Source organism: Flagellimonas marina, from assembly GCF_042651185.1.
GTDB lineage: Bacteria > Bacteroidota > Bacteroidia > Flavobacteriales > Flavobacteriaceae > Flagellimonas > Flagellimonas marina.
The window spans coordinates 12,330-24,215 of record NZ_JBHSCL010000011.1; the positions used below are offsets into that span (position 1 = coordinate 12,330).

General features: G+C 42.2%; 9 protein-coding genes. All 9 read right to left on the reverse strand.

Translation table 11 applies throughout. The annotated features are described in order from the left end of the window. Positions 1-87: 87 nt before the first annotated feature. The 9 genes from ACFOWS_RS17935 to ACFOWS_RS17975 all read right to left on the reverse strand — a co-directional run bounded on the left by ACFOWS_RS17935 (position 88) and on the right by ACFOWS_RS17975 (position 11,885). Positions 88-1,524: a sialate O-acetylesterase gene (locus ACFOWS_RS17935; protein WP_379767653.1), complete on the reverse strand. Its 1,437-nt coding sequence runs from the start codon at positions 1,522-1,524 to the stop codon at positions 88-90. 58 nt (positions 1,525-1,582) lie between these two features. Next, positions 1,583-1,705 carry a hypothetical protein gene (locus tag ACFOWS_RS17940; protein WP_379767656.1) on the reverse strand — a complete coding sequence of 41 codons (123 nt, stop codon included), beginning with the start codon at positions 1,703-1,705 and terminating at the stop codon, positions 1,583-1,585. Between the two features lie 31 nt (positions 1,706-1,736). Then, entirely contained in the window at positions 1,737-2,654 is a 918-nt protein-coding gene (locus tag ACFOWS_RS17945) for a glycoside hydrolase family 3 C-terminal domain-containing protein (protein ID WP_379767659.1), read from the reverse strand. 1 nt (position 2,655) lies between these two features. Continuing rightward, positions 2,656-4,026, reverse strand: coding sequence for an arylsulfatase (locus tag ACFOWS_RS17950; protein WP_379767662.1), 1,371 nt, complete (start codon positions 4,024-4,026; stop codon positions 2,656-2,658). 41 nt (positions 4,027-4,067) lie between these two features. Beyond that, positions 4,068-5,483: a sulfatase gene (locus tag ACFOWS_RS17955; RefSeq protein ID WP_379767665.1), complete on the reverse strand. Its 1,416-nt coding sequence runs from the start codon at positions 5,481-5,483 to the stop codon at positions 4,068-4,070. Positions 5,484-5,557: 74 nt separating this feature from the next. Further along, entirely contained in the window at positions 5,558-7,141 is a 1,584-nt protein-coding gene (locus ACFOWS_RS17960) for a sulfatase family protein (RefSeq protein WP_379767668.1), read from the reverse strand. 127 nt (positions 7,142-7,268) lie between these two features. Beyond that, complete coding sequence (locus ACFOWS_RS17965; RefSeq protein WP_379767671.1) at positions 7,269-8,699, reverse strand: sialate O-acetylesterase; 1,431 nt, start codon at positions 8,697-8,699, stop codon at positions 7,269-7,271. 25 nt (positions 8,700-8,724) lie between these two features. After that, positions 8,725-11,142, reverse strand: a complete 2,418-nt coding sequence (locus ACFOWS_RS17970; RefSeq protein ID WP_379767674.1) for a glycoside hydrolase family 3 N-terminal domain-containing protein — start codon at positions 11,140-11,142, stop codon at positions 8,725-8,727. A 29-nt stretch (positions 11,143-11,171) separates the two neighbouring features. Beyond that, entirely contained in the window at positions 11,172-11,885 is a 714-nt protein-coding gene (locus ACFOWS_RS17975; protein WP_379767678.1) for an SGNH/GDSL hydrolase family protein, read from the reverse strand. Between the last annotated feature and the right edge of the window lies 1 nt (position 11,886).

Here is an 11,886-nt window from a genome sequence, read left to right on the forward strand (position 1 = left end):
TTTGGTCCACACGCAACCAAGAAAACTATGGCAAGAAAACTTATAAACTTCATATTTTAATTTCTCAAAGGTTAATGGTATTAATTCTTAATTCTCTTCCACCCAGTCATCTGTTCTAAAAGAGGGTGCCGGTATACCATAGCAATTATATAGGTCGCCAACCACAAAATCTTTAAAGCCATACCTAACCGCTACAGGATTTTTCACCACTGGACTAAAAACAATCAATGCCTTTTGTCCCGGGTTATATTTGACTGTTGCCGGGTAGAACTTTTTATCGGCCCCTGCTATTTCAAATAGATTATAACCCTTCCCATAATTAGTAAGCCCACCATTATCATTGATGAAGGTCAGCTTGACTTTAGACCCCTCAATCGTCATCTCCTCAGGTTCTGGTCCACGACTGACAATACCTTCGACCCCATATGTTTCCTTCAATGCAAAATAGGCCAGTCTACTTCCAGCCTGAACCTTGTTCAATGGATGAATATCATTTTCCTCCCCGGTATCCAATAGTGATACCATTCCTGAATTTGGGATTCTTTTTGAGGCCTTGTACTGCGCTTCTCTTATATAGGCTGAGTTGAGGTCAGGCTCTATTTCATCATGATAATTATAAGGTGCCAACTGGCAATAGTAAAAAGGAAACTCCCCTATTCCCCATAACGCTCTCCACCTTTCCAACATGAGCACCATCAGATCATCATAGATTTCCGGCTCCCTACGATTGCGTTCGCCCTGGTACCATATAACACCCTGGATTCCATAATTCAACATAGGGTTAATCATTGCATTAAATAGGCAGGATGTAGTGTTGTTGTAGAACCCGTCTTGCTTATCCTTCTTATCATCCAACATGGTCGGATCAAAAGACTCTAACCCTTCTTCATCAATCCATGCTTGGATGCGGGTACCACCCCAATTGGAGGAAATAAGCCCAATGGGAACCCCAAGAGTTTCGTACAAAAGTTTGCCGAAATAGTATCCGGTCGCACTGAAGTTGGAAACAGAAACGGCATTCGCCACTTCCCATTTGCCATCTAAATCATATTTGGGACTCAGGCTCTTCCCTTGTTTTACATGGAACAAGCGAATGGATGGATTATTTGATTTTAGCAAAATATCATTTAATCCTTGAGGGAGCCTATTACCCATTTTTTTGATTGTCCATTCCATATTTGACTGGCCCGAGCAGACCCATACTTCTCCTATTAAAACGTTGTCCAATGTCAACTCCTGTCCATCTGAAATTTTGACCGTATAAGGCCCACCAGCATCGGGCGTTGCCACTTTGATTTTCCAGTTTCCTGTTTTGTCAGATTTCGTTTTATAGGATTGACTATTCCATGAAGTAATTACGATTATCTCGCTTTTTGCTTCCGTTTTGCCCCAAATAGCCACATCGCTATTGCGTTGCAAGACCATATTGCAACCAAAAATCGCAGGGAGTGTTACCTCAGCGCGTAAGGGAACGAGCATTGCTAAGCCCAGGCTCGTAAGCATAAATTTCTTCCAATCTACCATATGTTTGCTATTTATTTTGTCTCTTTATTAGATGTATAGGTTTATTCATATCAGATTATTAATTAGCCTGTTCCAGTATAAGACTTGTCTTCGCCTGTAGACCGGTTGAACTAGAACCAACCAATACTTCAAACTCTCCTGGTTCTATCGCCCAATTCATGTTTTTATCCAAAAGCTTCATATCTTCCGGTTTTAGGTTAAACCGGATTGTTTTAATCTCTCCCCCGATCCAGCGTAATGCATTCAAAGCGACTTAGCTGTAATTGGTAAACATTAACACTACTGACTAAATCATTAAAGTAGAGTTGTACAACTGCATCTCTTTTCACCTTGCCAGCGTTTATCGCTTCTATTGACACTTGGACCTGTTGCTGTGTTCTACCGGTTTCAGGAAAAATATTGAGATTCTGGTATTCGAATTGTGTATAACTAAGTCCGTAACCAAATGGATAAAGTTCTCCTACAACAGAGGTCTTTCCTGTTCCATTCGGTTCGGAAGATGGTTGACCTAACTGTGAACTTGGTTTGTACGAGAAATTCAATTCCAACAGACCCACTGAGCGAGGAAAAGTGATGGGTAGTTTGCCTCCTGGGTTGTAATCTCCAAGGATTGTTTTTGAAATGGCATTTGACCCTTCTACATTTGGAGACCATGCTTCCAGAATTGCCTGTATGTATTGGTTCTCCCAATTGATAATGGTCTTTTGTTGATTGGAATTAGAATGATTGGTTTGCCTATCCCTTTTTAAAACTTGAAGTAATTGAAACTGACTGCCCAGAAGTCCCAAATTTGTTCTGGACCGGCTTTCTCCGCAGTGTTGCCCATCTTCTCCCATCACAGTGCTGATCAGCTCGGATTTTTTGGCTTTGGTACAAGCTACATCAATCCCGTTCTTTTCATCCCTGGTCAGTGGAAACAGGATAATTTTACCTTCAGGCCAGACTTCATCGACCACTTCACAACCGAATGAGAAGTCAACCTTTGCAGGAATACTAACATAGTTCTGGATTCCTTCCAACACACTTCGAATCCTCGTATTCTGAGGGTCATAGTGACTGCTGTATACTGCCTTATCCACCGCAAGAGGTCCTGTTACAAGAATATTTTTCAGTTTATTTTCAAAAAACATTTCATCTATCAGAAATCCTTGGATGTGGTTCCAGTTTAAAAGCCGGATTATCGGTACGAGCTGACTCTATCAACTTCATAAGCTGTCTGGCTTTTTTAGGGTTTGATTCAGCAATATTGTTCTTCTCCCCAATATCCTTATTTAGGTTGTACAGCTCAATTGGCTTATCATAGAACTTCACAGCCTTCCATTGACCTTTTCTCACTGCCTGAATGGGCCCCTCATGCACATTAATTTCCCAATACAAGTAGTCGTGCTTTGGCTGCTTCCCACCAAGCAATGTTGGTAAATAAGAGATTCCATCGGTCTGTATCGAAGGTTCTACTCCCGCTAGCTCACAGGCCGTGGGAAAAAAGTCCCAAAAGGCCGAAATATGGTCGCTGGTGGATCCGGATTTGATATGTTTTGGCCAATAGGCAATGAAAGGAATCCGAACACCCCCCTCATACAGGTCCCTTTTTTTACCCCTTAGGGGTCCGTTGCTATCAAAAAAACCTTTATCAAATTCTGGTCCGTTATCGCTAGTGAAAATAACAAGCGTATTGTCAGCTATCCCAAGTTTATTCAACCTATCAAGCAATCTACCAATATCTCGATCCATACGGCTGATCATCCCTGCATAGGTTACATTGCTAGACCCATCATCTCCACCAGACTCTCCATTCAGCCAGCCGAGGTTCTTATAGGGCACTTTCGAATCTTCGGGCACGGACAGCTCGAGGTGGGGAATGGTGTACGCCAGGTAAAGAAAAAAGGGCGTTTCTGCATTTTGCTGAATGAATTGCAGTGCTTTTGATGTAAAACTGTCATGAGAAAACTGGCCTTCGGTATTGTACCCGTCATTGCCTTTGGGGTGAAAAGGATCATTATTTTCCCAAAGGATATCCGGGTAATAGTGATGGGCCTCTTTATGTTTTCTATAGCCATAGAAATAATCAAAACCCTGATTGAGCGGCATACTTTCCAGGTCTGCCTCGGCCATTCCCCATTTCCCTATGATGCCTGTGGTATATCCCGCCCGTTTGAGTTCTTTAGCTACCGTAACCTGACTTCTGGGCATATCCACTGGGTTCCCTGTAAATGTCCAAAGAGGGTTTCCTCGTACTGGCGAATGACCAGTGTGCAAACCTGTAAGCAAACTGGCCCTGCTGGGCCCACAAACCGTGGAGCCGGCATAATGTTGGGTAAACTTCATCCCCTCAGATGCCATTTTATCAATCTCAGGAGTGAGAATTTTTTGCTGACCGTAGCAACCTAGATCACCATACCCCAGATCATCTACCAGGATGTAGATGATGTTGGTTTTTTGCTGTGCCTGAATAGAAAATAGCTGGCAAAAAAGAAGCGTTAAAGTACATATTCTTAATTTCATTGTTCTTGTTTATTGATTAAAGTCAATGTTTGTTTTAAGTCTTATTTTGAATTACTATAATCCGGGTTTAGTTTGACAGGAACTGGTGCATTTGTTTCGCTTCTCCAATTCTCTAATATCTTTAAAAGTTCATCTACTTTGGAAGGTTCAACATCTGCCAAATTGGTTTTCTCCCCAATGTCATTCTTCAGATTGTATAGCTCAATGTCATTGTTTTCAAAATACTGGATCAATTTCCAGTCTCCCAACCGGATTGCAGACCCTGGCCTTGTCCTGAATATTGAATCCTGTGTCTCTTTGTTACCATCTTGCAGATAAATGGGAAAGTGCCAAAAAAGTGGTCTCTCGGGCATATCATTGCCAGCTGATAAGATGGAAGCAAAACTATTCCCGTCCAGAATTTTGTTCGCAGGTTTTTTAATCCCGGTCACTTCAAGTATGGTTGGATAAAAATCAAGGTTTGTGACAGGAACATCTATTTTAATCCCATCATCAATTTTGCCCTTCCAGTAGGCAAACATGGGTTCCCTGATACCCCCTTCGTAATAAGATCCTTTGCCTGCCCGCAACGGCCATTGCTTTGTAATGCTGTAAACGCCTCCATTATCCGATGTAAAGACGATGAACGTGTTTTCCAACTTACCGGTTGCTTCCAATAAGTCCACAAGCCTTCCCACTTGCTTGTCCAAATTTTCGATCATAGTGGCATATTTGATATTATCCTGACCATTCCACGATGCCTTTCTTTCGTATTTCGGAAGTAGTTCTTTTACAGGTTGGATGGGGCCATGTACAGCATAAGGTGAATAATACAGGAAAAAGGATTGGTCCGTAGTCTCCACAAACTCCAGTGCTTTATCCATCACCAATCTGGTAAGATTATAATCCTCTGATGGGGGATTGAGCTCTACATTCTTGTATGGAGGAAAGTAATTACCTGGTTTCCCCGCATGGGAACCCCCTATGTTCAAATCAAACCCTTGGGTGGTGGGGTCATTACCGAGATGCCATTTCCCGGCATGGCAGGTTGCATAGCCTCCATCTCTTAAAACCTCGGCAAGGGTGTACTGTTCTTTTGCTAATGTGATGTTGGTCTCCGTGGGGATAAGCTTGCGGTCTTTACTTCTTCCCCTGAATGAACTCCTGACTGTATATATGCCGTGCCTTGGGGACCACTGTCCGCTCATTAGGCATGCCCTGCTTGGAGCACAATTGGAAGCAGCGGCATAGGCATTTGTGAAAATAGCTCCTTCACTTGCCAGTCTGTCTAAATTGGGCGTTTCATAGAATTCCGACCCCATGAAACCGACATCTCTCCAACCCATATCGTCAATGTTTATAATGATGATGTTGGGCTTCTGATCAAATCTTGAAGACTGACAGGATTGAAAGGACAGAAGCAATGCAAAAATCCCGGCTATGGAACGCCTTTTTTTTATTTTATATATTTTGATCATTGTTCGTAAAAACATCATATGTTTGGTTATCGATTTTTGGTTCCGTATATTGAAAATTTGATTCATAAAACAAATCATTCGAATGATCGTGTATCAAAGTCACTTTTATTTACCCATTTAGCTTCCATGCATTCTCCACCCATGTATCTATTGTAGAAATCAACATGGGAACGGCTAGTATAACTATAGTTGTCAAATATTTCGCCATTACCAAGTATTCTAGGATCTTGCTGTAGTTTGAGTTGCTCGATCATGGTGGACTTCATTGACGCCAAAGTCTCACTAAGCTCCGGGTTGTCAATCAGATTATCCGTGCACTCCGCATCTTCCTTAATGTTGTACAGTTCCTCCTTGAACCTTTTGCCAAAAGACATCTTCCAAAATTCCTTCTCTTCTGGCCAGCTATTCAAAATTACGGTCTTGGTCGGGCTGCCATCACAATTGAGGTATCCGGTGAACGGGTCTCCCGAAGGCCATCTATCATTCTTATAATTCATCAGGTAGAGATAATCCCCTTTTACAATCCCCCGGATTGGGTAACCTACGTCATCGGGTCGTCCAACGTCATGACGCTCTTTGCCAATCAACATATGCGCTCTTTTTTGTCTTGCTTCCTTATCTTCAAAAACATTTACAAGCGACGCTCCCTCCATCTCGCTCATTCCACTCTTATCAAAATCAACTCCCGAAACATCCATAAATGTGGGAGCAAAGTCTGTAAAACTTACATATTCATCAATAACACGTCCTGGATTCACTATTCCTTTTCCCCACATGATGGCCAAAGGCAAATGGTTGGAGAGTTCATATGCTTGTCCCTTGATTCTTGGAAATGCCATGCCATTGTCTGCCGTGACAATGACTATCGTATTATCTAGTTCGCCTCTATCTTCAAGGTCTTCCAACATCCGCCCCAGATGCATATCGAAATATTCTATTTCATAAGCATAATCCAGAATATCATGCCTAATAGAATCATTTTCCGGGTAAAAAGAAAACAACTTTTCAATCTCGTCAATTTCTTTTTTTCCTTTTTTAGCTCCAGACATAAACTCGAATCTTCGATGCGGCTCTCTGGAACCATACCAAAAGATGAATGGATTATCTTTTGGTTTGTCATCGAGAAATTGACTGAAATTTGCTGCATAATCTGCCGTTGATATACCAGTTGTTGGTGGAGTTAGTTTAATGTCACTATATTTTTTGCCGGTTAAAGATCTCCGATTTCCCTCTTCATCCAAGGCTATTCCAGGTGCCCACCCTTTTTCAGTATATCCAGCATGGTAACCATTTTCACCCAGTGTTTCAATAATTGATTTGAATTTTAAAGGGAAATAGCACGCGTGGTTGGCTGCCTCCTCAAGTTGCCAGCTATTTCTTCCTGTAAGAATACATGCCCTTGATGGGGCGCACTTGGCATTTGGCGTATAAGCATTGTTAAATAACAGTCCATTCGTTGCTACTGAATCAAAAGCCGGCGTTTTGATCCAAGAAGTCCCATAGGCACCCATATGTGGAAATGAAGCATCGTCTGCTATACAGAAAAGTATATTCGGCCGAATCTTTTTGGTTTCACCTTTTGGTGACTGACAGGAACAAAGCACTATCAAAAGCAGAAGGCATGATAGAGCATTATAGATATTCTTAATTAATCTCACTTGGATAAAATTTTAAAATTCGGCATATGTGTTATAGATATTTATTAAATCTATGGGGCTCTTTTCTTTACTAAAAATGCCCATCCGATCGATTTGTTTTTCTCATTTAATAGCAACTTCTCATTCCTTAATTCTCCTCCTCCCAATTATCTGTTCTAAATGAGGGTGCCGGTATGCCATAGCTATTGAAAAGATCACCAACCACAAAATCTTTAAAACCGTACCGAACAGCTACAGGTTTGTCTACTTTTGGACTAGAAAGAATTAATACTCTTTGTTTGGAGATATATTCAGCAGTGGCTGGGTAAAACTTTTTATCAGCTCCTGCTATTTCAAATAGTTTATAGCCTTTACCATAATTGGTAAGTCCTCCATCATCGTTTATGAATGTCAGCTTAACCTCAGACCCATTTATGGTCATATCTTCAGGTTCGGGGCCCCGACAGACAATTCCCTCTACTCCATAGGTCTCCTTCAGGGCAAAATATGCTAGTCTTTTACCAGCTTCAATTTTATTTAAAGGGTGAATGTCATTTTCCTCGCCAGTATCCAAAAGCGAGACCATTCCTGAATTTGGGATTTTTTTGGATGCCAGATATTGCCCTTCTCTTATAAAAGCTGAATTGAGATCAGGCTCTAATTTATCGTGATAATCATAGGGCGCCAACTGGCAATAATAAAAAGGAAACTCCCCTATTCCCCAAAGTGTTCTCCACCTTTCAAGCATGAGCACCATCAGGTCATCATAGATTTCGGGCTCCCTTCTATTACTTTCGCCCTGATACCATATGACACCATGAATTTCATATCCCAACATGGGATTAATCATTGCATTGAACAGAGAGGTTGATGTATTGTGCTTTAGCTCCTTTTTCTTATCCTCAAGAATCGTCGGGTCAAAAGACTTTAACCCCTCTTCATCGATCCATGCCTGGATACGGGTACCGCCCCAATTGGAGGAGATAAGTCCAATGGGAACTCCAAGGGTTTCATACAGTAGATTGCCGAAATAGTATCCGGTCGCACTGAAGTTCGAAACAGAAACAGCATTCGCTTCTTCCCATTTGCCGTCAAAATCTTGCTTAGGGGTCAAGCCCCTCTCATTTTTTATGTTGAAGAGACGAATGGATGTGTTTTTTGATTTAAGCAAAATATCATTTAATCCTTGAGGAAGTTTACTGCCCAACTGCTGAATTCTCCACTCCATGTTGGACTGACCCGAACACACCCAAACTTCTCCAATTAGGACATTCTCCAAAACCAAATCTTGTCCATCCGAGATCTTAATACTGTAAGGGCCACCAGCATCAGGGGTAGCTACCTTTATCTTCCAGTTGCCTTCTTTATCCGATTTGGTTTCATAGAATTGATCATTCCATGAAGTGGTAACGGTAACCGTAATTTTTGTATCGGTTTTGCCCCAAATAGCCACTTCACGATTGCGCTGTAACACCATATTGCTGTTAAAAATGGCAGGGAGTGTCACTTGTGCATGCGCGTGAAGCAATGCCAGTAAGAATAGATTTAGTAGTATAATTATTTTCTTCAAGTTTTTCATTCTATACTGTTTTGTCTATAATTAATTATTCTAAAATAAAACTCCCCTGTGCTCTAATGTCTTGAGAACTTGAACCGATAAGGACCTCAAACTTGCCTGGCTCCACCTTCCAGTTCATGTTTTTATCTAGCAGTTGTAGGTCTTCAGGTTTAAGCTTGAAGTTAACCTTCTTAGTTTCTCCAGGTTCAAGCGTTATTCGCTCAAAACCTCTTAGTTGCATTTCATACACTATCACACTGCTCACCAGATCTTTGAAGTAGAGTTGTACAACTTCGTCACCTTTCACTTTGCCGATATTCGTCACCTCAACTGACACCTGGATTTGGTGCTGAGTCTTGCCTTTTTCAGGGGTGATCTTTAGATTTTTGTATTCGAATTGTGTATAGCTAAGTCCGTATCCAAATGGGTAAAGCTCTCCTACTACAGAGGTCTTGCCCGTTCCATTCGGCCCGGATGATGGCTGACCAACTTGTGAACTGGGTTTGTACGGAAAATTCAACTCTAGTTGACCAACCGCTCGAGGAAATGTAATGGGCAGTTTCCCCCCAGGATTGTAATCCCCAAAGATAGTCTCCGCAATGGCATTTGGTCCTTCTACGTTTGGGAACCATGCTTCCAGTATTGCAGGGATATACTGGTTTTCCCAATTGATGGTTAGTGGTCTGCCGTTGATTAGAATTAAGATGATTGGTTTGCCTGTTTCTTTCAAAGCTTGAAGCAATTGAAATTGTCTACCCGGAAGTCCCAAATCTGTTCTTGACCGGCTTTCTCCACAACGCTTCTCATCTTCTCCCATCACTGCGATAATCACATCTGATTTTCTAGCTTTGGTAAGTGCCTCATCGATCATCTGCTGCTCCTGATCTGAGAGGGAGATTGGGATAATCTCACTCTCCGGCCAAGCTTCATCTACAACTTCACAGCCTAGTGAGAATTCCACTTTTGCTTTGCTTCCAACATAGTTTTGTATGCCCTCCAGCACACTTTTCACCTCCATGTTTTGAGGACCATATCTGCTTATATAGACTGATTTGTCAACCGCCAATGGCCCGGTCACAAGGATCTTGTCGAGTTTTTCAAGGTTTAGTGGCAATGTGTTTTCTTCATTTTTCAGTAACACCAATGATTCCCTGGCCATTTCCAATACGAAGTCTTTGGTGTCCTTCGCCACAATCTTGTCCGCCGCTTTGGTATCCTTTACATAGGGTTGGTCAAATAGGCCCAATTCGAATTTTACCCGCAGAACGTCTTTAACATTCCGATCAAGTGTAGCCATGGAGAGTTCTCCATCGTTGACCAGTTCCCTTAATGGAATAATGTAATCTTGAGGAGGAGTGAAATGGGTCCTCACGTTCAAACCTGCTTCAGCAACCTGCCGGACCCCTTCCTTATAATCACTTGCTACATGGTGCTTTCTGTGTATAAACTCTACGGCTTCACTGTCTGAAACCACATAACCTCTAAATCCATACTGTTGACGGAGAAGCTCGGTGAGGAAGTAGTAACTTCCGCTCACCGGAATCCCATCGTAGTCATTGTAACTGCTCATGACTCCTTTTGGATGTGCTTCGCCAATTACGCGTTTGTAAGGATATAAATGCATCTGATGTAGTTCTCTAGGAGCCACATGAGGGTCGGTCCGTACCCGGCCATCCCTCCCTCCTTTCGGCACACTATAAACCGCATAGTGCTTCAAGGTAGACGCAACGCCTTGCGATTGGATTCCTTTTACCATTTGGATGCCCAGCTCCGAAACATGATAGGGGTCTTCCCCATAGCACTCCACCACCCTGCCCCAGCGCGGGTCGCGGGCCAGATCAAGGATGGGCGCATAAATGTTAGTGTAGCCGAGCGCTTTTCCCTCTTTGCCCACAATTTCCCCCGCTTGTCTTATCAGGTTCTTGTTCCAGGTACTTCCAATAGCAATTGGGGAAGGAAGTGGGGTCGCTCTCTCATGGTTGAGCCCGTGGATCCCTTCGTTGGTAAAGTCCACCGGAATACCCAATCTCGTCTCTTCCACAAACCACTTTTGGATAGTGTTGATGGCATCCGCATGCTTGCTGTACGGATAGGAATACTGTGTGGGTTTCAATCCATTGAGCTGCTCATCGATATTGGCGATACCATCTTTCCAAACCTCATTTTTCCAGTCAGGCGTTGGAAGTTCATCCTTCAACACCCGCTTGTACCCATAAAGTGTAGCACACTGAGCAGTCTTCTCATCCACAGTCATTTGGCTAAGTAAATCCTCAATTCTGTCATCAATTACTGCTTCCGGGTCTTCAAAGATGTCTTTTACCCCATTTTTGTTAAAATCTATCCATCCCTTTTGGTAGATGGATTTTTTTTGTGCCAAGGCCATGTCGGCTAGTCCTACTATAGTCAAAAAGCAAAATGAATATTTCCATACTTTTTGAAAGGGTGATATATTCTTAATTAACATTGAATCCTGATTTCGTGCGTTTTAAATTCTTATTCTAATTCCTTCAATAAATAATCGGAGATTTGATTCGCCATAAGTCGATATCCTTCCTCATTCCAATGAAATCTATCCAAGCGAGCCAGAATGAGCCGGTTCACTAGCATTGTGTAGAGGTCATTTATAACAACTTCATTTCTTTTCATCACCTCGGCTGCAAGGGCATTTCGTGCAATGATAGTTGGATTGATCTCATCATTCAGCACTGGACTGCCATGCTCGGTAACTGGAGTGGTATTGGCCCATATTAATTTGGCTTGTGGCGCATATTCTTTGAGTGTCTGAACGTACTTTTCAAGTAATGGTACGTACTGCCCCTCTGGGATTCTACCCACCTGCCACCCATGCAAACCGATATTAAAGTGTATGACGTCGTATTTCCTTTTAGACACGTATTCCCGTAATTCCTCAAGCAGGCCATCACTGTTCAAGTGTTTCCCCGTTATCCAAAAATCCACTTTGGCTTTATTCTTAAGATTATCTGTTACAAGTCTTCCGTATCCTTTTAAAATAGAATCTCCTATGAGTAAAATGTTCATAGAGTCGTTTTCATTTACATCCGTCGCGGGTTTGAAGCCCCACGATCCGCCATCTGCGTGAAGGCCTTCCTTTTTATCTTTATCTGCATCAGATTGTTTTTTTTTCAGCTGTGCATTTACGCACACTATTGAAAGGATGAAAGTCAAGAGAATGAATATCTTTTTCATA